The 24,101-nt window shown below is 71.8% G+C and carries 16 protein-coding genes; 7 read left to right on the forward strand and 9 right to left on the reverse strand.

Annotation, left to right across the window (positions count from 1 at the left end; all coding sequences use genetic code 11):
* Positions 1 to 63 precede the first annotated feature (63 nt).
* The 6 genes from glgX to AAC134_RS16345 all read right to left on the reverse strand — a co-directional run bounded on the left by glgX (position 64) and on the right by AAC134_RS16345 (position 10,968).
* The gene (gene glgX, locus AAC134_RS16320) at positions 64 to 4,149 is read right to left on the reverse strand and encodes a glycogen debranching protein GlgX (protein ID WP_339950179.1); all 4,086 of its coding nucleotides are present in this window, start codon (positions 4,147 to 4,149) and stop codon (positions 64 to 66) included.
* Positions 4,146 to 5,576: a glycogen synthase GlgA gene (gene glgA / locus AAC134_RS16325; RefSeq protein ID WP_339950180.1), complete on the reverse strand. Its 1,431-nt coding sequence runs from the start codon at positions 5,574 to 5,576 to the stop codon at positions 4,146 to 4,148. Before glgA ends, glgX begins: the two co-directional genes overlap by 4 nt.
* Positions 5,577 to 5,787: 211 nt before the next feature.
* Positions 5,788 to 6,990, reverse strand: coding sequence for a YbfB/YjiJ family MFS transporter (locus AAC134_RS16330; RefSeq protein WP_339950181.1), 1,203 nt, complete (start codon positions 6,988 to 6,990; stop codon positions 5,788 to 5,790).
* Positions 6,991 to 7,281: 291 nt separating this feature from the next.
* Positions 7,282 to 8,793, reverse strand: coding sequence for a glucosylglycerol-phosphate synthase (gene ggpS, locus AAC134_RS16335; RefSeq protein ID WP_339950182.1), 1,512 nt, complete (start codon positions 8,791 to 8,793; stop codon positions 7,282 to 7,284).
* Between the two features lie 103 nt (positions 8,794 to 8,896).
* Positions 8,897 to 9,823: an HAD family hydrolase gene (locus tag AAC134_RS16340; RefSeq protein WP_339950183.1), complete on the reverse strand. Its 927-nt coding sequence runs from the start codon at positions 9,821 to 9,823 to the stop codon at positions 8,897 to 8,899.
* Complete coding sequence (locus AAC134_RS16345; RefSeq protein ID WP_339950184.1) at positions 9,820 to 10,968, reverse strand: NAD(P)H-dependent glycerol-3-phosphate dehydrogenase; 1,149 nt, start codon at positions 10,966 to 10,968, stop codon at positions 9,820 to 9,822. The genes AAC134_RS16340 and AAC134_RS16345 overlap by 4 nt, the downstream gene beginning before the upstream one ends.
* 682 nt (positions 10,969 to 11,650) lie before the next feature.
* On the opposite strand from AAC134_RS16345, the gene AAC134_RS16350 reads away from it, so the two are divergent.
* The 4 genes from AAC134_RS16350 (at position 11,651) to glgC (ending at position 18,748) form a co-directional block, all read left to right on the forward strand.
* Positions 11,651 to 12,547, forward strand: a complete 897-nt coding sequence (locus AAC134_RS16350; protein ID WP_339950185.1) for a UTP--glucose-1-phosphate uridylyltransferase — start codon at positions 11,651 to 11,653, stop codon at positions 12,545 to 12,547.
* Between the two features lie 133 nt (positions 12,548 to 12,680).
* Positions 12,681 to 14,891, forward strand: coding sequence for a 1,4-alpha-glucan branching protein GlgB (gene glgB, locus AAC134_RS16355; protein WP_339950186.1), 2,211 nt, complete (start codon positions 12,681 to 12,683; stop codon positions 14,889 to 14,891).
* A 58-nt stretch (positions 14,892 to 14,949) separates the two neighbouring features.
* Entirely contained in the window at positions 14,950 to 17,316 is a 2,367-nt protein-coding gene (gene gghA, locus AAC134_RS16360) for a glucosylglycerol hydrolase (RefSeq protein WP_339950187.1), read from the forward strand.
* Positions 17,317 to 17,437: 121 nt separating this feature from the next.
* Entirely contained in the window at positions 17,438 to 18,748 is a 1,311-nt protein-coding gene (gene glgC, locus AAC134_RS16365) for a glucose-1-phosphate adenylyltransferase (protein ID WP_339950188.1), read from the forward strand.
* 377 nt (positions 18,749 to 19,125) lie between these two features.
* Here glgC and AAC134_RS16370 read toward each other — a convergent pair whose 3' ends face one another.
* The gene (locus tag AAC134_RS16370) at positions 19,126 to 19,992 is read right to left on the reverse strand and encodes an amino acid ABC transporter substrate-binding protein (protein ID WP_339950189.1); all 867 of its coding nucleotides are present in this window, start codon (positions 19,990 to 19,992) and stop codon (positions 19,126 to 19,128) included.
* A gap of 266 nt (positions 19,993 to 20,258) precedes the next feature.
* On the opposite strand from AAC134_RS16370, the gene gatB reads away from it, so the two are divergent.
* Both gatB and AAC134_RS16380 read left to right on the forward strand, forming a co-directional pair.
* A complete protein-coding gene (gene gatB / locus AAC134_RS16375; RefSeq protein ID WP_339950190.1) occupies positions 20,259 to 21,770 on the forward strand; it encodes an Asp-tRNA(Asn)/Glu-tRNA(Gln) amidotransferase subunit GatB in 1,512 nt (503 codons plus the stop codon).
* Between the two features lie 189 nt (positions 21,771 to 21,959).
* The gene (locus AAC134_RS16380; protein WP_339950191.1) at positions 21,960 to 22,433 is read left to right on the forward strand and encodes a DUF4177 domain-containing protein; all 474 of its coding nucleotides are present in this window, start codon (positions 21,960 to 21,962) and stop codon (positions 22,431 to 22,433) included.
* Positions 22,434 to 22,718: 285 nt separating this feature from the next.
* On the opposite strand, the gene AAC134_RS16385 is transcribed toward AAC134_RS16380, so the two are convergent.
* Together AAC134_RS16385 and AAC134_RS16390 are read right to left on the reverse strand one after the other, a co-directional pair.
* Positions 22,719 to 22,907: a hypothetical protein gene (locus tag AAC134_RS16385; RefSeq protein ID WP_339950192.1), complete on the reverse strand. Its 189-nt coding sequence runs from the start codon at positions 22,905 to 22,907 to the stop codon at positions 22,719 to 22,721.
* On the reverse strand, positions 22,904 to 23,215 hold the full coding sequence (locus AAC134_RS16390; protein WP_339950193.1) for a BolA family protein: 312 nt from the start codon (positions 23,213 to 23,215) through the stop codon (positions 22,904 to 22,906). The genes AAC134_RS16385 and AAC134_RS16390 overlap by 4 nt, the downstream gene beginning before the upstream one ends.
* 78 nt (positions 23,216 to 23,293) lie before the next feature.
* On the opposite strand from AAC134_RS16390, the gene AAC134_RS16395 reads away from it, so the two are divergent.
* Entirely contained in the window at positions 23,294 to 23,968 is a 675-nt protein-coding gene (locus AAC134_RS16395; protein WP_339950194.1) for a J domain-containing protein, read from the forward strand.
* The last annotated feature ends 133 nt before the right edge of the window (positions 23,969 to 24,101 follow it).

The following is a 24,101-nucleotide window of genomic DNA, read 5'->3' on the forward strand; positions in this document are numbered from 1 at the left end:
GGCGAGGTTACTGCACGATAGATTGCTAAAGGGCAACGAACAGAGGGGGCGTTCGTCGCAGGTTCACCGGGATCGCTCGAATTCTAGGCGCTTGGCCAGGGCCGTGAGCACCGCGGCGCCGCCGATTTCGGCAGCGCGAACAGGGTGGCGGCGCCGCCAGTTCGGCGCCTCGACCGTGGTTCCGGGCACGTTCTGAGGCTCCCGCACGCCAAAGACGTCGTCGATCTGCACCGCCATCAGCGCCGAGGCGCCGCGGGCCAGAAGCGCGTGGATCGCGTCGCGCAGGGCGGCGTCCGCCTCGGCCGGGGGGGCCTCGGGGTCGACGCCCTCGGGCAGCAGATCCTCCTCGACCAGCAGGCGGCAGATGGCGGCGCGGGCGACGGCGCGTTCTGCGCGCACCGCCTCGGCCCCCTGCGCGTCGATGTGGCCCAGCGAGAGGCGCAGGTCGGCGTCGTCGGCGGCCCACCACCCCGCCAGCGTCGGCGTGTCGTGGGTGCCGAAGGCGGCGAGGCTCGCCGGCGCGAAGTCGCCCGGATTGCGGTAGCCGCCCGGTCCGCCCTCGAACTGCAGGATGGCGCAGCCGTGCAGGTTAGACTCGGCGAGCCGGTCGCGCAGGCCGTCGGGCACGGTGCCCAGATCCTCGCCCACCACCACGCAGCCGCGCTTGGCGGCCTCGATCCGCACCAGGGCCATCAGCATCTCGGTGGGATATTTGACATAGCCGCCGGGGGTCCCGTCCTCGGGGACCCAGAAGCAGCGGTCGAGGCCGATGACATGGTCGATGCGCACCGCGCCGGCATGTTTCATCGCCGCGCGCAGCATCTCGCGGAACGGCGCGTAGCGCAGGCGGCGCAGCCCCTCGGGGTCATAGGGCGCGAGGCCCCAGGCCTGGCCCTGGCTGTTGAGCGCGTCAGGCGGCGCGCCCAGGCTGACGCCGCGGGCGAAGGCCAAGGGACTGGCCCAGGTCTCGGCCCCGCCCGGACGCACGCCGACCGCGATGTCGAGGTAGAGCCCCAGCGCCATCCCCGCCCCGGTCGCGGCCGCCTGGGCGGCGGCGAGCTGCTCCTCGGCCAGCCACTGCAGCCAGGCGTGGTATCGGATCGCGGGCGCATTGGCCTTGGCGAAGGTCGCGACCTCGGGCGAGATCGGGTCTCGCAGCGCCTCGGGCCAGGCGCGCCAGTCCTCGCCGTGCCGCTCGGACAGCGCCTCGTAGGTGGCGAAGGGCAGGCGCGGGGCGCCGGGACCGGCGAGCCAGGCCTCGAACGCGGCCGCCTCAGGGGCGCCGGGCGTGGCCCAGGTCTTCTCGAACAGCGCGCGCAGGGCGGGCTCGCGCAGGCGGCGGTGCAGCTCGGGGTCGGTCAGGGGCGCGTCGGCCCAGGCCTCGAGCGCCTGCATCGCCTGTCCGGGGAGCAGGTGAGGCGAGAAGCCGGGGACCAGCCGCGGCGCCACGCGACGCGCATCGAGCGCCACGCGGGTCGAGGGCGAATAGGGGCTGATCCCGCCATAGGCGACGCCCAGCGCGTGGATCGGGTTCACCCCCACGAAGGCCGCGCCCAGCGAGGCGGCCGAGACGGCGGCTTCGGCGAGGTCGGCGAAATCGCCCTCCGCCAGGCTCTGCGGCCCGGTCAGCGCGTAGACGGCGCCGGTCAGGCCCCAGACGCGGGCCCGCCCCGCCACGGATTCCACCGAGGGCGCGGCGCGCGGGGCGGCGGCAAGCAGCATCTCCTCCCCCCCCGCCGCGAGCACATGCAGCCCGGGGGGCAGCGGGGGAACCGGCTCGCCGACGCCGCCCGAGAGCGTCTCGCCGGATTCGAGCCGCACGGTCCAGCCCAGCAGGTCGGGCAGCGGCCAGGCCTCGCCCCCGCCCTGCCCGTCGTCGGCCGCCGTCACCGCCTCGCGCGGGAGGCGCCGGGGGGCGGCGGCGGCGCGGGCCGACAGCGCGGCCTGCGCGCCGGCCTCGTCGGTCGGCAGTTCCATGGCGCGCAGCAGGGCGGCGCGGGTCGCCTCCGAGGCGGGGCGCTCGGTCCCGTTGATCTCATGGTAGCGCTCGAAGATCCCGGCCTCGCGCGCCAGGCGGACGGGGGCGGGATCGGCCGGCACGCCTTCGAAGACCAGCGCATGGTCGCCGCCGATCTCGAGCGGGATCGTGTCGGGGGTCTCGGGGGCGCCTTGGGGATGGGCGGTGTCGAGCGCGAGACGCCAGCGCAGGCCCGGCCCTGCCTCGGGCAGCACCAGGGGCGAGGGCGTCGCGCCTGCGTTCAGGGCGACGGCCACGGGGGCGGGATCGGGGCGCCCCCCGGCCGCGCCGCGCACGGTCAGCGTCAGGCCGGGGAGCGCGTCGTTCTCCCACTCGGGCGCGCCGCCGGTCAGGGCGGTCCAGCCGGACTCGGACGTCCCGTCCGCGCGCAGGGCGCCGTGCAGGAACTGCGACTGGCTCAGCACGGGCAGGCGCGCGCGCAGGGAGGCCGCGGCCGAGGCGAAGGCGGCCAGATCCTCGTCGCCGCGCGCCCAGTCGATCCAGGTGGTCTCGTTGTCCTGGCAATAGGCGTTGTTGTTGCCGCCCTGGCTCTGGCCGACCTCGTCGCCCGCGCGCAGCATCGGCGTGCCCTGCGCGACGAACACGCTCAGCAGCAGGTTGCGCCGGCGCCGCGCGCGGGCGGCCTCCTGCCGGGGGTCGCCGGGACCCTCGGGGCCCATCGGGTCGCTGTCCTCATGGGAATGGCCGTCGCGGTTCTCCTCGCCGTTGGCCCAGTTGCGCCGCTCGGCATAGAGGGTCAGATCGGCGAGCGTGAACCCGTCATGGGCCGAGACGAAGTTGACCGAGGACCAGGCCGGCCGGTTGTCGTGGTCGAACGCCTCGGCCGAGCCCAGCAGGCCCGAGGCGAGGTCATGGATCCCCCGCGCCTCGCCCTTCCAGAAGCGCCGCGCGGCGTCGCGGAAGCCGTCGTTCCAGTCGCGCCAGCCGGCGGGAAAGCCCCCGGTCTGCCAGCCGCCGGGGCCGATGTCCCAGGGCTCGGCGATCAGGTGCAGGTCGCACAGCGCGGGGTCCGCGCGCAGGGTGGCGAGGAAGTCCGAGGTCAGGTCCACCTCGCCGTCCCGCCCCCGCGCCAGCACCGGGGCAAGGTCGAAGCGGAAGCCGTCCACGCCCATCCGCGTCGCCCACCAGCGCAGGCTTTCGAGCGTCAGCCGCTGGGCGAAGGGCTTCGACAGGTCCAGCGTGTTGCCGCACCCGGTCTCGTTCGAATAGCCGCCGGGCGCGTCGGGATGGTGGCGATACCAGCTGGCGTCGTCGAGCCCGCGGAACAGGAACGCGGGTCCGTCCTCGTCCCCCTCGGCCGAGTGGTTATAAACGACGTCGAGGATCACCTCGATCCCGGCCCCGTGCAGCGCCGCGATCGCCTCGCGCAGCCCGTCCGCCCCCTTCGGCCCCATGTAGCGGGGCGTCGGCGCGAAAAAGCCTAAGGTGTTGTAGCCCCAGTAGTTCTTCAGCCCGAGGCGGGTCAGGTGCGGCTCGTCCGCGAAGGCCTGCACCGGCAGCAGCTCCAGCGCGGTGACGCCCTGCCGGCGAAGGTGGTCGAGGATCGCGGGATGGCCGAGCGCCTCGTAGGTTCCGCGGATCTCCTCGGGGATCTCGGGGTGCAGCTCGGTCAGGCCGCGGACATGCGCCTCGTAGACCACCAGCTTTTCGGGGGCATGGCGGGGGCGCTCGGCGGGGTCGACTTCGGGGCGATCGTGAACCGCGACGCAGCGGGGCATCAGGGGCGCGCTGTCGGTGAGGTCCGGGGTCAGCGGCTCGCCGGGGGCGTGGGCGCAGAGACGCTCGTCCCAGCGCGGCTCGCCGGTGAAGGCCAGCGCCCAGGGGTCGAGCAGCAGCTTGGCGGGGTTGAAGCGATGGCCGCCCGCGGGGTCCCAGGGGCCGTGGGCGCGCAGGGCGTAGCGCTGGCCCGCCTCGATCCCCGCGACATGGGCGTGGCGCACGTCGCCGGTGCGGCCCGGCAACGGCAGGCGCGCGGTCTCGCGCCCGTCGGGGTCGAACAGGCACAGCTCGATCCGCTCGGCATGGGCCGAGAGCACGGCGATGTTGGCGCCCGCGTCGTCGAGACGAAGGCCGAGGACGGCCGGCGATCCTTCCGTGACTTTAAGGCTCATGCGGCGCCCGGCGCCAGACGACGGTAGAGGGCGGCGTAGGCCCGGGCGCTGACCTCCCAGCCCACGGGGTGGGCCATGGCTTTGCGGGTCAGCTTCGACCAGGCTTTGGCGTCGCGATGCACGAGGCAGGTCCTCCGGATGGCGTGGGCGAGGTCGGCCACGTCGTCGGGCGCGTGCAGGAAGCCGGTGGCGGCCCCCGCGCGCAGCGCCGCGGCGTTGGCGTCGACGATGGTGTCGGCCAGCCCGCCGGTGCGCGCGGCCACCGGCGCGGTCCCGTAGCGCAGGCCGATCAGCTGGGTCAGGCCGCAGGGCTCGAACCGCGAGGGGATCAGGATCGCGTCCGCCCCGGCCTGCAGCAGATGCGAGGCGGGCTCGTCATAGCCGATCTCGACCCCGACCCGCCCGGGATGGTCGGCGGCCGCGGCGAGGAACCCCCGCTCGAGATCCTCGTCCCCCGACCCGATGACCGCGAGCGCGGCCCCCTCCTCGAGCAGCGCCGGCAGCGCCTCGAGCAGCAGGTCGAGGCCCTTCTGCCGGGTCATGCGGCTGACCACGCAGAACAGCGGCGCGCCGGGCGCGGGCTCGATCCCGAAACGGGCGCAGACGGCCGCGCGGTTGGGGGCCTTCAGCCGCGGGCGGTCGTAGTTGGCGACCAGTTCGCGATCGCGGGCGGGATCCCAGACCTCGGTGTCGATGCCGTTGAGAATCCCCTCGAGGTCCGAGGCCCGGTGGCGCAGCAGCCCGTCGAGCCCCCAGCCGAACGGCGGCGTCAGCAGCTCGCGCGCATAGGTGGGCGAGACGGTGGTGATCCGCTCGGCATGGGCGAGCCCGGCCTTGAGGAAGCTGACGCGGCCGTGGAACTCGACATGCTCATGGGTGAACATCGCCTGCGGCAGGGCCAGCGCGCCCAGCGCCTCGGCGCCGAACATGCCTTGGAAGGCGACGTTGTGGATGGTGATCACGGCGCGCGGCGACTCGGGCCCGGCGAGGCGCAGGTAGGTCGGCACGAGCCCCGCCTGCCAGTCATGGGCATGCACCGCGTCGGGCCGCCAGCCCTCGAGCCCCCAGGTTGCCACCCCCGCCCCCAGCCAGGACAGCAGGCCGAAGCGCAGGTGATTGTCGGGCCAGTCGCGCCGGTCGGGCCCGGTGTAGGGGCCCCCGGCGCGGGCATAGAGGGGGGATTGCGCCAGAATCAGGTCCAGCCCCTCGGCCTCGCCCTCGAGCAGGCGGACCTCGCCGAAGGGGGTGGCCCAGTCGTGGGCGCGGACATTCGCGAGACGCTCGGCCAGGCCCGGATAGGCCGGCAGCAGGGTGCGCATGCGCACGCCCAGCGGCGCCAGCGCGCCGGGAAGCGCGCCGGCCACGTCGGCCAGCCCCCCGGTCTTCACCAGCGGGGCGCATTCCGAGACGACGGAGAGGATCTGCAAGGGGCGGCTCCGGCGAGGGGGGCGTCAGGATGGGCCGGGGTCAGGATGCACGCCCCCGGACCGGCGAGCAATGAACGGGAGGCCGCAGCGCGCCGCGCACCCCCCGCCGCTCCGGCATGAGCGCGAACAGGTTGACGAAAGGTTGACGGGCAAGGGACGTTGAAAGGGCCGCGGAAGGGGCCATGGGTCTCGCCGTCGCCCCCGCGGGCCTTCAGCCCCGCAACTCCGCCTCGCGCGGCGGCTTCTGGAACATCGAGCACACCGCCGCCCCCGCCAGCAGGATCGGCGCGCTCCACAGCCCCGCCGAGACGTCGCCGGTGGCGTCCGAGACCCAGCCCGACAGGATCGGCCCGGCCGACTGCCCCACCGCAAAGCAGATGGTCATCGCCGCCAGCGCCGCGGCGATCGAGCCCGGCGCCAGGTGCCGCTGGGCGATGATCGCGATCGAGCTCGGCCCCGCCATCACGCTCCCCCCGTAGAGGATCGCCGAGGCGTAGGCCCCCACCGGTCCGGGCCAGATCAGCGCCGGCATCGCCCCCACCAGCGTCGCGGCATAGGCGATGGCCGGCCCCCGGTTGGAGGGCAGGCGCCCCAGCGTCCGCCCCCAGACCACCGAGGAGCAGACCCCCACCGCCCCCATCACGATCCAGAAGCTCGAGACCATGGTCTCGGATCCGCCCTGGGCCTTGAGCATGGCGACCACGAAGGTGGTCCAGCCGGCGTAGCCCGCGCCGAAACAGGTGTAGGCGAGCGTTGTGGGCAGGATGTGCAGGAAGTCCTCGCGCGCCAGCCGCCCGCCGCGTTGCGGAGGGCCAGGCGGCCTCGCCGCCCGGGCGGCGGGCAGCGCCAGCGCCGTGCCGACCGCGGCCATTGCGGCCAGCGCCAGCCAGCCTGCGCGCCAGCCGCTCTCGTCGAGCCCGGCCGCCGCGGGCACGGCCAGCCCCGAGAGCACGATCCCCGCCGCCGGTCCCGCCGAGTAGATGCCCACCAGCACCCCCCGCCGCTCGGGCGACTGGCCCGGCGCCGCGCCGCCCGCCAGCGCCGCGCCCAGGATATAGGCGAAGGCGCCGAAGAACCCGCCCAGCGCGCGCAGCGCCGAGAGCGCATCCAGACTGTCGGGAAAGGCCGTGGCCAGCAGCGCCAGCGTGCTCAGCGCCACCCCCGCCGCGAAGGGCCGCCCGGGCCCCCAGCGCCGCGCCGCCCAGGCCGCGCCGAAGGCCCCGGCCAGGTAGCCCACCGCGTTGAACGTGTTCAGCGCCCCGGCCGCCACATAGCTGAGCCCGAGGTCGGCCTGCATCGCCGGCAGCAACAGGGAATAGGCGAAGCGCGAGAACCCCAGCGCGATCGCCGAGGCGGCCGCAAGCCCCAGCGCCGTCAGCAGGCTCCGCCGCCAGGCCCGGTCCTGATCGGTCATTGGCTCCCCCCTCGCCCTTCATTGGCGAAGGTCTAGCCGAGCCCGAGGGCCGAGGAAATCGAGTCGCTCTCCCCGCGCGCCCCGCCCCGCCCTGCCCGGACCCGCGACGCGACCCACGCGCGGCGGCGCCCGGCGCCCGGCCACCACCCGGTTCGACCGCCGCGCCCCGCGACCCGCCCGTCCCGGGTCCGCCCGCCACGCGCGGCGCCGCCGATCCGGCCGCGCGCGCGACACGCCGCCACGCGCGCAACCGCGACGCGCGGCCTCCCCGGCGGGCCGGGGGCGCAGCCCTCAGGCCGCCTCGGTCTTCCCCTCGCCGTCCTTGGAGACGAGGTCGAACAGCCGCTGCTGCTCGCCCGCCCAGGCCTTGATGTCGTATTTCGCGACCTTGCGGCGAAGCTGCAGCATCCGCGCCCGGCGCTCCTCCTCGGTCATGTCAAGCGCCTGGTCGATCGCCGAGTCCATCGCCTTGTGCGAGAACGGGTTGGTGATCACCGCGTCCGACAGCGCCACCGCCACGCCCGCGAACTCCGAGAGCACCAGCACCCCGTCGCCGTCGGTGCGCGCCGCGCAGAACTCCTCGGCCACCAGGTTCAGACCGTCGGCGAGCGGCGTGATCCAGCAGACGTCGGCGGCCTGGTAATAGGCGATCAGCTCTTCGAACGGGATCGCGGTGCCGATCAGCGAGACCGGCTGCCACTCGAAACTGCCGAAGCGGCCGTTGATCCGGCCCGAGATCGACTCGATCTCGTTCTGCACCGTCTCATAAGCGGTCATCGACCGGTTGGCCGTCACCGAGACATGCATCAGACGCACCTTGCCGCGCAGCTCGGGCCGTCGCTCCAGCAGCCGCTCGAAGGCCTGCAGCTGCTCGATGTTGCCCTTGGTGTAGTCGGTGCGGCTGACCGAGACGATCAGCTTGCAGTCGTCGCCCAGCCCCTCGCGGATCTGGTAGCGCGACACCGCGGTCTCGGGCGTGCGGGCGCGATCCTGGATGAACTCCACGTCCACGCCGACCGGGAAGGCGCCGATGGCGATGCGCCGGCCCTCGTGCAGCAGGAAGGTGGGGGTGATCCGCTCCTGCAGGGCCATGCCGCCGGCGGGGACGAAGTCGGGGTTCGACTTCTCCTCCTCCACCCCCTCGATGTCGAAGAGCGAGCGGGCGACGTGGATGAAGTTCTGCGCATAGCGCGGGATGTGGAAGCCGACGATGTCGCAGGCCAGCAGCGACTGCACGATCTCCGCCCGCCAGGGCAGCACGTTGAACATGTCGGCCGAGGGGAAGGGCGTGTGATGGAAGAAGGCGATCTTCACGTCGGGCCGCAGCGTGCGCAGATAGGCCGGCACCAGCCACAGGTTGTAGTCATGCACCCAGACGACGGCGCCCTGCGCGGCCTCGTTGGCCGCGGCCTCGGCAAAGGCCCAGTTCACCTCGCGGAAGGTCGGCCAGTCGACGGGGTCGTAATTGTACTTGTCCTTGAAGGAATGGAGGATCGGCCAGAAGGCCTCCTTCGAGGTGACGTGGTAGAACGAGCTGACCTGCGCCTCGCGCAGCGGCAGGCGCGAGACGTTGTAGGTGCCGAAATTGTCGGTGATCTCGACCACCGGCTCGAAGTCGGGCTCGTTGGGATCGTCGGCGAGCTTCCAGGCCACCCAGGCGCCCTTGCCCACGCGGCCGAAAAAGCTCTTCAGGGTCGGGACGATGCCGTTGGGGCTCTTGTTCGCGCGTCGCTCGACCACCCCGTCGACCACGACCTCCTCGTAGGGCTGGCGGTGGTAGACGATCACGAGATCGGAGGACATCAGCTTTTCTCCCGGTCGGTTCTGTGAGCGCCGCCCGCAGCGAGGGATCGCGGGGCGGTCGATGGATGCGCGCGCGCCGGCGGTCCGGCGGGCGCGCGGAGGGTCAGGCCGCCGTCGCGGCCGGGCGAGGCGGCGAGGGATGCAGCCCGAGCGCCGCGATCGCCTCGAGGATCCCGCCCGCGCCATGGGCCGAGGCCCGGTGCAGCGTGTCGCGGTCGCGCAGGCGCTCGCTCAGGCCGGGCTCGGAGTTGCCCACCGCCACGGCGGGCACGTCCATGTCCAGCATCGACAGATCGTTGAGCGTGTCGCCCGCGGCCAGGGTCTTGTTCTCCTGAACGCCCAGGAAGGCCAGCAGCCGCAGCAGCGAGGGGCCCTTGGAGACCCCGCGCGGCAGCACGTCGAAGAAGATGTCGGCCGAGATCAGCGGGTCGTGGCCGATCTCCTTCACGATCTCGATCGCCGAGGGGTCGAAGGTCTCGGGGTCGTAGTCGTAGGAGACGCGATAGCGGAACGGCGTCGGCTGCAGCGTCAGGCCGGGGTGGCCGTCGAGCGCGCGGCGCACCTTCGGCCCGGCGTCGTCCCAGATCGCGGCGATCTGCTCTTCCAGCGCGGCGATGGGCTTCACGCGCCCCTGCCCCGGCTCGTCGTCGGAAAACTCCATGCGCGCGATGGTGGTGCCGACGTCGCCGACCACGTAGTCGGGCCAGGGCACGGGACCGCGGCACAGCTCCTCGAGGAACTCCGGGTCGCGGCCGGTCACGAAGATCAGTCCGATCTCATCGCGGTTGGCGTCGATCCACTCGTAGAGCGCGCGGCGATCCGCGTCCGAGCCGCCGAGGAAAGTGCCGTCGAGATCCGTGGCCAGCACGAAGCGGCGCTTGGCGAAGTCGCGGTGCTCGGCCGAGGGGGAGCCCTCGGGCGGGTGCAGCGTCTTCACCTCCGGCAGCGCGGGATCGGACAGCGTGTCCTCGCCGGGCTTCATGCCGGGTTTCGGGTCGCTCGGCTTGCCGGTGCTCGCGTCTGCGCTCACGAAAGGATCTCCTCGAAATGCCAGCGGGCGCGGCGGGCGTGGGGGTGGCCGATCTCCAGCTCCACCAGCGCGCGGGGCTCGCCTTCGATCGGCTTGCCCCACAGCATTGCGAAGGCGGCGGAGACGGCGTGCCCCTCGTGCAGGATGCCGCGCACGGCCTCGCAGATCGGCAGGTGGACGCCGTGCTTGCGCGCCAGGTCGGTGACCGAGAGCGCGTTGCGGTCGCCCTCGACCACCACCGGCTTGCCCTCGAAGCACTCCTCGCGTGGGATGCCCTGCCCCAGCTGCAGGCCGAAGCTCATGTTGCGCGAGGCCTCCGAGGAGCAGGTCAGCGTCAGGTCGCCCACGCCGGCGAGGCCGGTGACGGTCTCGCGTCGGCCGCCCAGCGGCTCGGCCAGGCGCTTCATCTCGTCGAGGCCCCGGGTGATCAGGGCCGCGCGGGTGTTGGCGCCAAAGCCCGCGCCGGTGGCGATGCCGCAGGCGATGGCGATGACGTTCTTCAGCGCGCCGCCCACCTCCACGCCCGGCAGGTCGTCGGAGATGTAGGGGCGGAAGCTCTCGGTCCCCATGGCGACCGCCATGCGGGCGGCGACCGTGGTCTCGGGCGAGGTGTCGAACTTCTCGCCGCAGTCGGAGGCGATGGTGCAGGCGGTGGGGTGACCCGAGGCCGCCTCGGCCGCGAAGTTGGGCCCCGACAGCGCCCCCATCGGATTGCCGTTCAACTCCTCGGCCGCCACGTCCGACATCAGCAGGCCCGAGCCCGGCTCGATCCCCTTGGCCGCCAGGATCACCGGGGTGGTGGCGGGGATCAGCTCGGACAGCTTCTTGGCCGTCTCGCGCACCGCCGAGGACGGCACGACCATCAGGATCGCGTCCGCATCCTCGACCGCGATGGCGAGGTCGGAGGTGACGCGGATCGAGTCCGGCAGGTCCACGTCGGGCAGGTAGCGGGCGTTGCGGCCATCCTCGCGCAGGGCGCGGGCGTGATCCTCGCGCCGCGCCCAGAGGGTGACGCCGCGGCCCGCCTTGGCCGCGATGATCGCGAGCGCCGTGCCCCACGAGCCTGCGCCGATCACGGCGACGCGGCGGTAGGGGGACGGCGTAGCGGCGCGGTCTTCGGACGCGCCGATGTCGAATGCGCTCATGGGTTCACCTCGAATCGGTCCCGGGGGCCGGCCGGCCTCGTCTTTGCAATCTCGGACAGGAGATAGGCGGAAAATCGGCCGTGTCCCGCGCCGCCCGAGTCGCGTCTGACCGGGCGCGGCTCGCCCGAAGGCGGCGGCGGGTCAGCACGACGATGTTGCGGCAGCGCGGCATGTCACGGAGAAATATAGCCCGGCCAACCCCGCCGATCAACCGTGTCGTTCGGCGCCGCAGCGAATCGCCCGCAAGGCAAAACCCATGCACGAATACTTTTATTGAGACGGCCTGGCTAAATTGCGCACCGAATGTCGCCCATCTTTCGCCCCAGTCTACACGGACCTTGCGAAATCAGTTCGGGGCATCCGGTCGCATCACTTCCCGGCCCTGCATCCGCTTGGGCCGACAGGTGAAATCGGGCGTCATGATACTGAGATGAACCGGGCGCAGAATACGATCTGCGCTGCGGCGCAGCAAGAAAACCTTGAAACGCGTGAGTTTTCGCTAAACTCTGATCACCATGAGCGCACCCGTGGATCGACCGCACGCTTCAAGTGCAGCCAGCGCAAAGGGCCCCGCCGCCCTGCCGCGAAAAGCGGCGCCGCTTTGCCGTTTCCCCAGGCGCTCCCCCGCGTTCCGCCTGCGTGTCCCCCGCCTGCATGTCCCCCGACAGACAAGGAGCCTGTAATGACTTCGCGCATCCGCACCGTCGTTTTCCCCGTGGCCGGTCTTGGAACCCGCTTCCTGCCCGCCACCAAGGCGACCCCGAAGGAGCTGCTGCCGGTCATCGACAAGCCCCTGATCCAGTTCGCCATGGACGAGGCCCGCGCCGCCGGCTTCACCCGCATGGTCTTCGTCTCGCATCCCACCAAGGGCGCGATCGAGGACTACGTGCGCCACGACCACGCCCTGCACGACACGCTCTGCGCGCGGGGCAAGGACGACCTCGCCGAGATGCTGCGCGAGATGGCCGAGGGCGCGCATGAGCAGATCGACTTCGTCATGCAGCCCGAGCCGCTGGGCCTGGGCCATGCCGTTCTGATGGCCCGCGAGCACGTCGCCGAGGAGGCCTTCGCGGTCTGCCTGCCCGACGACCTGATCCTGGGCGAGCCCGGCTGCCTCAAGGAAATGGCCGACGCCCATGCCGAGACCGGCGGCCACCTCGTCGCCGCGATGGAGGTCGCCCAGGCCGAGACCAAATCCTACGGCGTGCTCGACCCGATGGAGCGCAGCGGCCGCTACACCCGCGCCCGCGGCATGGTCGAGAAACCCAACCCCGAGGACGCGCCCTCGCGTCTCGCGGTGGTGGGGCGCTATGTGCTCGACAGCTCGATCTTCGAGGACCTCGCCAGCCAGAAGCCGGGCGCGGGCGGCGAGATCCAGCTGACCGACTCGATCGCGGCCGGGCTGAAGCGCGTCGGCCTCTCGGGGTTCGAGTTCTCGGGCCGCCGCTTCGACTGCGGCTCGAAGGCCGGGATGCTGGCCGCCAAGCTGCACCTGGCCGCCTCGCACCCCGAGCTGCGCGACGTCCTGGCTGCTCACGGTCTGGCCGCCGAGACGCCGGATCGCATCGCCGCCGAGTGATTTCGAGGGAAAATCAGGGCGCCGGAGGCCGGGGGACGGGTGGTCCGCCAGCCTCCGGCGCCCTACTGTTTCCGGGACAGCTTCGCCCTGCCCCATCGCGGCCTCGCCGCGAGCAGCAATGGAAGAGATCGTCGTGACATATCGCCCGCACCGGATCGAACCCGGGGCCGGCCCGCTGATTCCGACGGAGTTGGCCGAGCGCATCGCCCAGGGCCGCCAGACCTCGCTTTTCGACGTGCTCGGCGCGCATCCGCAGGGGGACGCGTGGCGCATCGCCGCCTTCGTCCCCGGCGCCGAGCGCGTCGAAGCGATCACCCTGACCGGAGAGACCATCGCCGAGCTGAGCCCCCAGGGCTCGGATGTCTTCGCGGCCCTCCTCGACGGGCGACCCGAAGGCTGGAACTACCGCGCCTGGCGCGGCAAGACCGACTGGGAGGTGAAGGAGGTCTACCGCTTCGCCCCCCTGCTCGGCGAGATGGACGAGCACCTGTTCGCCGAGGGCACGCACGGCCGCCTGTGGGACGTGATGGGCGCTCATGTGCGCGAACATGAGGGCGTGACGGGCACGAGCTTCGCGCTCTGGGCGCCCTCGGCCAAACGCGTGTCGGTGGTGGGCGACTTCAACGACTGGGACGGGCGAAAGCACGTCCTGCGCCCCCGCGGCTCGACCGGCGTGTGGGAGATCTTCATTCCCGACGTCGGCGACGGCGCGCGCTACAAGTACGAGCTGCTGGGCCCGGACTGGGAGCTGCTGCCCCCGAAATCCGACCCCGTGGGCTTCGGCGCCGAGATGCGGCCCGACAACTGCTCGGTGGTGCGCGACCTGCGCGGGCGCAAATGGTCGGACGGCGCCTGGATGGAGAGCCGCGCCGCGCGCCAGTCGGTCAACGCCCCGATCTCGATCTACGAGGCGCACCTGCCCTCGTGGAAGAAGAAGAACGGCTGGGAGTGGCTGAGCTGGCGGGACCTCGCCGAGCAGATGGTCCCCTACGTCGCCGAGATGGGCTTCACCCACATCGAGGCGCTGCCGATCACCGAGCATCCCTTCGACGGCTCCTGGGGCTACCAGCCGGTCGGGCTCTATGCGCCGACCTCGCGGCTGGGCGGCCCGCACGAGTTCCGCGATTTCGTTGAGGCCTGCCACAAGGCCGGCCTCGGCCTGATCCTCGACTGGGTGCCGGCGCACTTCCCCGCCGACGACCACGGGCTGGCCAGGTTCGACGGCACGCACCTCTATGAACACGACGACCCCCGCCAGGGTTTTCACCCCGACTGGAACACGCTGATCTACAACCTCGGACGGCGCGAGGTGACCAACTTCCTCGCCGCCAACGGCCGCTACTGGCTGACCGAGCATCACGTGGACGGGCTGCGGGTCGATGCGGTGGCCTCGATGCTCTACCGCGACTACTCCCGCAAGCCGGGCGAGTGGATCCCCAACCAGGACGGCGGGCGCGAGAACTGGGAGTCGGTGGAGTTCCTGCGCCGTGTGAACTCCGAGGTCTACGGCGATGATCCCTCTGTGATGACCATCGCCGAGGAGTCGACCGCCTGGCCCGGCGTCTCCAAGCCCGCGCACGAGGGGGGCCTCGGCTTCGGCTTCAAGTGGAACATGGGCTGGATGCACGACTCGCTCCAGTACATCGAGCGCGATCCCCTGCACCGCAGCCACCACCACGGCGAGATCAGCTTCGGTCTGCACTACGCGTTCTCGGAGAACTTCGTGCTGCCGATCAGCCACGACGAGGTGGTGCACGGCAAGGGCTCGATGCTGGCCAAGATGCCGGGCGAGATGCCGGCGAAATTCGCAAACCTTCGAGCCTATTACGCCTTCATGTTCGGACACCCTGGCAAGAAGCTCCTGTTCATGGGGCAGGAGTTCGGCCAGGCGACCGAGTGGAACCACGAGACCTCGGTCGACTGGGATCTGCTGGCCAATCCCAAGCATGACGGCCTTCGCAAGTTGGTTCGCGATCTCAACCACTTGTATCGCGACGCTAAGGCGCTGCACGAAGGCGACTGCCGCGAGGACGGCTTCCGCTGGGTCGATGGCTCGGCCGAGGCGCAGTCGGTCTACGCCTGGCTGCGGCTGTCGGAAGGCGCCAGGCCGGTGCTGTGCGTCTACAACTTCTCGGGCGCGCAGTACGACGACTGGCGCATCGGCGTGCCGAGCGCCGGCCAGTGGAGCGTTCGGATGAACTCCGACGCGCAAGTCTATGGCGGCGAAGGGCGCGGCCCCTCCGGCACGGTGACGGCGGACGCGGCGCCGGCGCATGGCTTCGAGCACTCGGTCAAACTCTCGCTGCCGCCGTTGACCGGCATGATCTTCGAACTGGAGGGCTGAGGGCGCGCCCCGCGCCCCCGCCCCGCCCCTCGTTCCCCCGGAAAGGAGACGCCCTCCTATGATCCTTCGCGACGACGCCGCCACCGAGGCGCTTGCGGAACACTGCCGCATGGTCCACGCCTCGGCCGCCACGAACTACGAGGCGGCGCAGCTGACCGCGAAGCGCATGGGCGCCTTCCATCGCGGCGAGGTCGCCGAGTTCGGCTTCTGGGCGCCCGAGCTGCTGGAGATGCGGATCCCCGACGGGGACGTGTTCCTGGAGGTGCTGCAGCCCGACCCGCAGGTCAGCCTGACGGTCTCCCGCCAGAACGCCCGCTTCCGCCGGAGCCGGGTGCCGGTGGCGCGCACCGACGCCTGGGTGTTCTGCGCGGTGCAGGGGATGCGCGCGGGCACGCGCGACCAGATCGGCGACTTCTACTGCCTGACCTGGCGGGACGCGAACGGCTACTGGAAGCGGATTTTCGACCCGATGGCGGTGTCGGTCCCCTTCGGCGTCTTCGCCCCGGCCGAGCTTTACGACATGGAGGCGATGCAGGCCGCCCGCGCCGACCAGGATTACTTCAAGGCGCTCGAGCCCGGCCTCGACGGCGCTCCGGCCAAGCTGGGTCCGCCGGTCAACATCCTGCAGATCCACGTCTCGACCGCCACGGTGGGCCGCACGCTCGCCAGCCTCGCCCGCCAGATCGAGCATGTCGGCGACCGCGTGCGCCACGGCGGCGCGCTGGAGCCTGCCGACCGCCTGTTCCTGGGCTATGACGCCGTGCAGCTTCTGCCGGTCGAGCCGACCACGGTCTATGAGGCCGGGCCCAGTTTCTGGCACGACGACGCCGACTACGGTGACGTGGTGACCATCGATCTGCGCCGGCCCGACACCACCAACTGGGGCTACGACAACGTGCTGGCCGGGGCGGCGGGCGTGAACCCCGCGATCCTCGAGACGGGCCGCCCGGACGAGCTGGTCGACGTCGCCGCCGCCCTGCACAACTTCCCCGGCCGGCCCAAGAAGCTGATCTTCGACGTGGTCTACGGGCACTCCGACAACCAGGGGCTCGAGGTGCTCAACCGTCACTGGTTCGCCGGGCCCAACATGTACGGCCAGAACGTCAATTACCGGAACTGGAACGTGCGCGCGATGCTGCTCGAGATGCAGCGCCGCAAGGGCGACTTCGGCGCCGACGGGATCCGCGTCGACGGCGCCCAGGACTTCAAGTGGTGGGACGCCGACGCCGAGGTCATGCGCCACGACGACGACTACCTCCAGGAGATGTCGGACGTGGTCCAGGAGGTGGCGGGCGTGAGGTTCCGCCCCTGGTTCGTGTTCGAGGACGGCCGCCCCTGGCCGCAGGAGGACTGGGAGCTGTCCTCGACCTACAAGGCGGTGATCGAGAAGCAGCGCGACGACGACGTGTTCCAGTGGGGCCCGCTGACCTTCGCCCACAACACGCCGTTCCTCTACACGTTCTGGCTGTCGAAGTGGTGGCGCATCCGCGAGATCGTCGAGACCGGCTCGAACTGGATCTCGGGCTGCGCCAACCACGACACGCTGCGCCGGGGCACCCAGGTGAACCCCAAGCTCAACGTGAACACGCGGCTGGGCGACACGCGGATGGACATCCTCGACCACGCCTACGACAACCCCGCGATCTCGATGCTGACCTACGCGGCCTTCCCCGGCGTGCCGATGGATTTCCTCAACGCGGTCGCGCGCGCCTCCTGGGGCTTCATCCGCAACCAGGACGACAAGTACGGCGTGAAGATCATGGCCGAGGAGGCGGTCAGCTTCGAATGGCAGGTCGACGAGTACGCCTACTCGATGTCCTCGAGCTTTGCGCGCCTCAAGGCCCTGGGCTTCGAGACGCGCGAGGATCTGGAGCGCTACCTCAAGGTGATCCCGGCGCTGGTCGAGGTCACCGACTACGACCTCGACGTGATCTCGGCCCTGCTCAACGGGGTCGATCCGCCGCTCGCGGGCCCGACGCCGTTCACGCCTGCGGGGCTCAAGACCATCGCGCGGGCCTGGATGGACGACATGCACGACTACTGCAACGTCGCGGGCTATCTCGACCGGCTGTCGGACGCGCAGACCTCGTTCGGGCTGGCGCTGCGGGAGTTCCGGGCCGCGCGCCCCTGGCTGCGCCAGAACTTCGGGCCGCGCGACAGCTTCTCCTACGCCCAGCCGGTGGACGGGACGGTGCTGTTCACCTCCTTCCGCCATGGCCCGGACGGGGAGCAGGTGTTCATGGTGGTGCACATGGAGGGGGGCGAGACCGACGACTTCGATCCTCTCACCCTCGACCACCAGGCCTGGAGCCAGGAGGGATGGGAACTGGCGCTGCGCACCCCCTCGATCGGGCCCGACTACACGGGCGGTCCGATCACGCTGCGCGACTCGATGGGGGTTGTGTTCACCCGCCGTCCCGACTGAGGCTGATCCCCGGACGCCGGGCGCAGAAAGCTCTGGAAAGCTGCGCAACCGCGATGCGCCGCGCCCCGGGAACCCTATATGGTCCCGGAACGGGACCGAAAAAGATCGAAGGGAGGGTCGGATGAACGGCACGCACAGAGGCGCCTCGGACCCCGGCGGCCTCGCCCGGCAGTCGATGGCCTTCATTCTGGCCGGGGGCCGCGGCTCGCGCCTGCGGGAGCTGACGGACCGGCGCGCGAAACCGGCCGTCTATTTCGGCGGCAAGGCGCGGATCATCGACTTCGCGCTGTCGAACGCGGTCAACTCGGGCATCCGGCGGATCGGCATCGCCACCCAGTACAAGGCGCATTCGCTGATCCGCCACGTTCAGCGGGGCTGGTCGTTCTTCAACTCGTCCCGCGGCGAGGGGCTCGACATCCTGCCCGCCAGCCAGCGGGTGGACGAGCGCAACTGGTATCTCGGCACCGCCGACGCGGTGTTCCAGAACATCGACATCATCGAGGGCTACGAGCCCAAGTACATGGTGATCCTGGCCGGCGACCACGTCTACAAGATGGACTACAGCCGGATGATCGCCCAGCACGTCGAGAGCGGCGCGGACGTGACCGTCGGCTGCATCGAGGTCTCGAAGGCCGAGGCCAGCGCCTTCGGCGTGATGGCGGTGGGCGCGGGCGGCAAGATCACCGACTTCCTCGAGAAGCCCGCCGACCCGCCCGAGATCGAGGGCAAGCCCGGCCGCTGCCTCGCCTCCATGGGCATCTACGTGTTCGAGACGGCCAAGCTTTTCGAGATCCTCCAGGCCGACGCCGAGAACCCGCGCTCGGAGCATGACTTCGGCAAGGACGTGATCCCGGCGCTGGTCGCGGCGGGCGGGGCGCAGGCCCACAGCTTCTCCGACAGCTGCGTGATGACCGGCGACGAGACCGAGCCCTACTGGCGCGACGTGGGCACGGTGGACGCCTTTCACCAGGCCAACATCGACCTGACCCTGTTCGAGCCGAGCCTCGACATCTGGTCGAACGACTGGCCGATCTGGACCTATTCCGAGCTGACGCCCCCCGCCAAGTTCGTCCACGACATCGACGGTCGGCGCGGCTCGGCCTACAACGCGCTGATCTCGGGCGGCTGCATCGTCTCGGGCGCCCAGGTGCGCGAGAGTCTGCTGTTCACCGGCGTGAAGGCGCACTCCTATTCCGAGCTTCGCCAGGTGGTCGCCCTGCCCTATGTGACGGTCAACCGCCACGCGCGCCTGCGCAACGTGGTGATCGACTCGGGCGTCGAGATCCCGCGCGACCTGGTGGTGGGCGAGGACCGGGCCGAGGACGCCAGATGGTTCCGCGTCTCCGAAGGCGGCGTGGTCCTGATCACCGCCGACATGCTCCGCCGTCGCGCCGAGGCGCTGGGGGGCGAGCTCGCCGGCGCGGTCAGCTGACCGCCGCGACGACGCCCGGCCCCCAGACGCCCCGCGCGCGCCGGCCCGCCGCACGCGCCCCGGCGCAACGCCCCCAGCCCGGGCGCGAGCGCCTGTTCTCCGGAGCCGTCCGTCGCTGATGCCGCAAAGAGCGACTCGTCCGCGGGGGTCAGGGATCGCGAAGCGACCCCCGAAGGGGGCTTGTCCTTGACCCCCGCGGGCGAGTCGCTCAGGCATCTTCAGCGACGGGCGGGTCCGGAGAGCAGGCGCGGCCTCTGTTCTCTGGTGAGTTTCGGAAGCGCCCTTCCCGCGCCGCAGGCGCGCTCTTGGCGCCGCGCGCCGCCGGCGCGACCCCGAGCGAGCCCCGCCTCGCGAGGCTCCCTTCGACCCCCCGCGCGTCAGTCCGGGATCGCGACCACATCGTAGATCGCCTCGATCTCCGGGCTGATCTGCACGCGCCCCAGCGAGTCCCGGATCAGGTCGTAGATGACGCCGGTCTCGTAGATGCGGCTCAGTTCCCGGTCGACCGCCAGCCGCAACCGGCTTTCGCCGCGTTTCATCGCCAGGGCATAGGGCTCGCGCGACAGCGTCCGCCGCGCGATCACCGGCTGCACCGTCGGGCGCATCCGCCCCAGTTGGTAGAGCAGGATCGACTGGTCGCCGAGATAGGCCTCGACGTCGCCGCGCTGCAGCGCCTCGAGCCCCTCGACATGGCTCCTGAACAGGACCAGTTCGGCGTGCGGGGCGCGTTCGGCCAGGATCCGGCGGGCCAGCGCCTCGGTGGTGGTGCCGTTGAGCACGCCCACCGGTTCGTCGGTCAGCCGCTCGAGCGCCTCGGGTCCACCCTTGCGGAACACCACCCCGGCCCCGTCGACGTAGTAGGGGATCGAGAAATCCAGGCTTTCCCGGCGCTTGAGGGTCTGGGTGGTCGGCCCGCACAGAAGATCGATGCGGCCCTCGACCAGCGCCTCGAAGCGGGCGGCGGCGGTCACCGCGACCCATTCGACGCGCAGCGCCCCGCCCGCCGCCTCGATCATCCCCGGCGCCGCGGCCGCGCAGAGCTGAACCGCAAGGCCCGCCGGCTGGCCCGCATCGTCGACATAGGAGAATGGCGGCGCGTCCATCCGGTAGCCCAGCCGCAGCGCGCCGCGGGCCTTGGCCGCCTCCAGCACGTCCGCCCGCGCCGGCGCCGGCCCGGCCAGCGCCAGCCCGATCGCCCCCGCCGCGAGCGCCAGCGCCCACCGTTTCGCAGCCTGTCCCGCCACGCGCCCCTCCTGCCCTAGGGATCACTGTCGCGTAGCCGCCCGGGCGAGGCAAGACGCCCCCGCCCGCCTTGCGCCCCGCGCCCGCCCGCCGCGCGCCCTGCGCCCGCCCGCCCGCCCTGCCTTCCGCCATCGCGGCGGCGTCTGGAAATCCCGCCGCCTTCGCGCTATCCCCCGGGGCGAGATCCGCTGCGCGCCCCGGCGCGCGCCCGCCCCCCGCTCCCGCGCGCCGCCGCGCGCGGCGCCCCCGCAAGAGGCCCCGACGAAGCATGGAAGCGCTCGACTACCGCGAACCGCAGGCGAAGGTCCTTCATGGCGCCCAGGGCGACTGGGAGATCGTGATCGGCATGGAGGTCCACGCCCAGGTCCTCTCGAAGTCGAAGCTGTTCTCCGGGGCCTCGACCGCCTTCGGGTCGGAGCCCAACACCAACGTCTCGCTTGTCGACGCGGCGATGCCCGGCATGCTGCCGGTGATCAACGACTTCTGCGTCGAGCAGGCGGTGCGCGCGGGCCTGGGCCTGAACGCGCAGATCAACCTGCGCTCGGTCTTCGACCGCAAGAACTACTTCTACCCGGACCTGCCGCAGGGCTACCAGATCAGCCAGTTCAAGCACCCGATCGTGGGCGAGGGCGAGGTGCTGGTGGACATGGAGCCCGGCGTCGCCCGCCGCGTGCGGATCGAGCGCATCCACCTCGAGCAGGACGCGGGCAAGTCGATCCACGACATGGACCCCACCCAGTCCTTCGTCGACCTCAACCGCACCGGCGTCGCGCTGATGGAGATCGTCTCCCGCCCCGACATCCGCGGCCCCGAGGAAGCGGCGGAATACGTGCGCAAGCTGCGCCAGATCCTGCGCTATCTCGGCGCCTGCGATGGCAACATGCAGGAGGGGTCGCTGCGCGCGGACGTCAACGTCTCGGTCTGCAAGCCGGGCGATTACGAGCGCTTCCGCGAGGCCGACGACTTCTCGGTTCTGGGCACGCGCTGCGAGATCAAGAACATGAACTCGATGCGCTTCATCCAGGCCGCGATCGACTACGAGGCGCGGCGCCAGATCGCGATCCTCGAGGACGGCGGCTCGGTCGACCAGGAGACCCGGCTCTACGATCCGTCGAAGGGCGAGACCCGCTCGATGCGCTCCAAGGAGGAGGCGCACGACTACCGCTATTTCCCCGACCCCGACCTGCTGCCGCTGGAGATCGACGAGGCCTATGTGGCCCGCGTGCGCGACAGCCTGCCCGAGCTGCCCGACGCCAAGAAGCTGCGCTTCGTCACCGCCTACGCGATGACCGAATACGACGCCTCGGTCCTGACGGCCGAGCATGAGAACGCCGCCTTCTTCGAGGCGGTGGCCGAGGGGCGCGACGGCAAGCAGGCCGCCAACTGGGTGATCAACGAGCTGTTCGGCCGCCTCAACAAGGCCGGCCTGACGGTCGAAACCTCGCCGCTCAGCCCCGCCCAGGTCGGCGGCGTGATCGACCTGGTCGCGAAGGGCGAGATCTCGGGCGCCATGGCCAAGCAGCTGTTCGACCTGCTGTGGGAGCAGGGCGGCGAGCCCGCCGAGGTGGCCGCGGCCAACGGTCTCAAGCAGGTCACCGACACCGGCGAGATCGAGGCGGCGGTGGACGCGGTGATCGCCGCCAACCCCGACAAGGTCGCCCAGGCGCAGGAGAAGCCCTCGCTGGCCGGCTGGTTCGTGGGCCAGGTGATGAAATCCACCGGCGGCAAGGCCAACCCCAAGGCGGTGAACGAGATCGTCCGCGCCAAGCTGGGGGTGTGATCCCCCGTGCGGGCCGGGGGGGGGCGCCCCTCCGGACTTGGGGGCGCCGCCCATGCGGCGGCGGCGCCCCGGACTGCGTGGCGCCGCCGCCGCCTCCCGCGGCCACGCGCGCCGCGACCTCGCCGACCAGTTGGAAACCGCCCGTCGCCGGGCTAGGGTCCGCCCCGTGAGCAACCGGGAACCAGCCGCATGAGCGCATACGAGTACAAGACCGTCGCCGCCCCTCGCCGCGCGGGCCGCTACCGCGGTGTCGCCAAGGGCCCCGACAGCTTCGCCCGCACGATCGAGGAGACGCTGACCAACGAGGCGATCGACGGCTGGGAGTTCCAGCGCGCCGAGAACCTGCCCTGCGAGGAGAAGCACGGCTGGCTCTCGCGTCGGGAGACGGTGTTCCACTCGGTGCTGGTGTTCCGCCGGGCCCGGGTCGAGGCCCGCCCCGCGCCCGCCCACCCCGCTGACGACTGGGCCGAGCCCGGTTTCGCCGAGCCGGCCCCCACTTTCCAGCGTTCCTCGCCCGCCCCCGCGCCGCAGGCGCCCAGAGCCGCCCCCGCCGCCGGGCATCGCGCGGTCGCCGATCCCGACGCGGCGATGATGCGGCTCGAGCCCGAGATGCGCCAGCCCGCGGCCGAAGACGAACCCCGGCTCGGCCCCGCCGACCGCTGAGGCGCGGGGCGGTCGCGCCGCCCCCTGCCCGGCCGCTCCCCTGCCCGCCCGTCCTGACCGCCTCGGGGCTGCTCCGGCAGCCGCATCGGCCCGCGCGCCGGCAGGCCCGCCATCATGTGCGTGCGCAGCCCCGCGCCGCGGCCCTCGAGCGCGCGCCAGAAGCCCGGCGCGTCCGAGAGGATCGGCGGCGAGCCGCGCCGCAGCCGCGCCCCGGGCGATGGTCGCGGTCCAGAATTCGGAAAGGCCGAGCGCCGGACACGGCCGCATCGATCCGGCCTCGCGCGATCAATCGTCGTCGTCATCCCCGACGACCGCGCCGACGCCCGCGCCCACCACATCCGCGGTGGTCGACACCGCCGTGCCCGCCACCGAGACCGTGGTCGAGACCACGGTCCCTGCAACGCTCGCCACCGCGCAGCCCGAGGCGGCGGCGCAGAGCGCGCCCATCGCCAGCAGCAGCGCCGGCCGGCTCATGCGCCCGCCTCGCCGTCGAGCGACAGCGACAGGGCGTGAACGCGCGCCTCCATCTCGGGCTTGAGCAGGGACATGACCATGCGTTGACGTTGCACCCGGCTCTTGCCGTCAAAGGCCGCGGACCTCACATGGACGCGGAAATGGGTTTCGCCGCCTTCGCGATACCCGCCGTGTCCGCGGTGGCCCTCGGACTCGTCCACGATCGCAAGCTCGCTGGGGTTGAACTCGGCGACCAGCTTTTCCCTCATGCGGCGGGCCCAGGGCCCCTCCGCCTGCTCTCCTGCGTCGTTCCCGCGCATCATCGGCATCCTCCGGCTGTTCCTCGGGCGAGCGCGGGCTAGACTGACGGGTCCCGAGTCGACCCGCAAGCTGAAGGAAGACCCCGCGTGCCGCGCCGCTCGTTTCTCGACTACGACGTCTCCGTGTCCGCCGACAAGGCGCGCCGCGCCCGCCGCCGCGGGCATACCGGCGCGTTCGAGGGCGGGGAGCGCCAGTGCGAGTGCGAGGGCTGCGAGGCGGCCGGCCTCTACCGGGCGCCGCGCTCGCCGGACAATCTCGACGACTTCCACTGGTTCTGTCTGGAGCATGTGCGGGAGTACAATCGGGCCTGGAACTACTTCCGCGACCGCACCGAGGAGGAGGTCGAGGACTACCTGCGCCACGCCAGCGTCTGGGATCGGCCGACCTGGCGGATCGGCAAGGACGGCAAGCCCCAGGTCTCGGCCAACGGCCATGCCGAGGGCCAGGCCTGGCGGCGCTTCGGCTACAACGACCCGTTCCAGGTGCTGGGCGAGAACGCGACCATCAACCCCGGTCGGGCCCAGGACGCGGCCGCTCGCCCCAAGCGCCGCCTGCTGCCGGCCAACGAGCGTCGGGCGCTGGAGATCCTGGGGATGGAGGACCAGTCCGACCGCGCCGCGCTGCGCACCCGCTACAAGTCCCTGGTCAAGGACCTGCACCCGGACATGAACGGCGGCAGCCGCGACGCCGAGGAGCGCCTCTCGCGGGTCATCTGGGCCTGGGAGCAGATCAAGAGCAGCCGAAACTTCCCCGCCGCGTAGCGCGCCCTGCGCGGCCCCACCCTGCGAAGACGCGCCCCCGCCTGCCCTCCCGCGCCCTGGCGCGACGCAGATCCCCCACGCGAGCGCCTGTTCTCCGGAGCCGTCCGTCGCTGATGCCGATCAGAGCGACTCG

The organism is uncultured Albimonas sp. (genome assembly GCF_963977235.1).
In the GTDB taxonomy this organism is placed as follows: Bacteria; Pseudomonadota; Alphaproteobacteria; order Rhodobacterales; family Rhodobacteraceae; genus Albimonas.

Coding starts and splice junctions, on each gene's coding strand:
- AAC134_RS16385 (WP_339950192.1), bottom strand. CDS start 22,907: ATGAGCCGGCCGGCGCTGCTGCTGGCGATGGGCGCGCTCTGCGCCGCC.
- AAC134_RS16380 (WP_339950191.1), top strand. CDS start 21,960: ATGAGCGCATACGAGTACAAGACCGTCGCCGCCCCTCGCCGCGCGGGC.
- AAC134_RS16330 (WP_339950181.1), bottom strand. CDS start 6,990: ATGACCGATCAGGACCGGGCCTGGCGGCGGAGCCTGCTGACGGCGCTG.
- gghA (WP_339950187.1), top strand. CDS start 14,950: ATGATCCTTCGCGACGACGCCGCCACCGAGGCGCTTGCGGAACACTGC.
- gatB (WP_339950190.1), top strand. CDS start 20,259: ATGGAAGCGCTCGACTACCGCGAACCGCAGGCGAAGGTCCTTCATGGC.
- AAC134_RS16350 (WP_339950185.1), top strand. CDS start 11,651: ATGACTTCGCGCATCCGCACCGTCGTTTTCCCCGTGGCCGGTCTTGGA.
- AAC134_RS16390 (WP_339950193.1), bottom strand. CDS start 23,215: ATGCCGATGATGCGCGGGAACGACGCAGGAGAGCAGGCGGAGGGGCCC.
- glgC (WP_339950188.1), top strand. CDS start 17,438: ATGAACGGCACGCACAGAGGCGCCTCGGACCCCGGCGGCCTCGCCCGG.
- AAC134_RS16345 (WP_339950184.1), bottom strand. CDS start 10,968: ATGAGCGCATTCGACATCGGCGCGTCCGAAGACCGCGCCGCTACGCCG.
- ggpS (WP_339950182.1), bottom strand. CDS start 8,793: ATGTCCTCCGATCTCGTGATCGTCTACCACCGCCAGCCCTACGAGGAG.
- glgX (WP_339950179.1), bottom strand. CDS start 4,149: ATGAGCCTTAAAGTCACGGAAGGATCGCCGGCCGTCCTCGGCCTTCGT.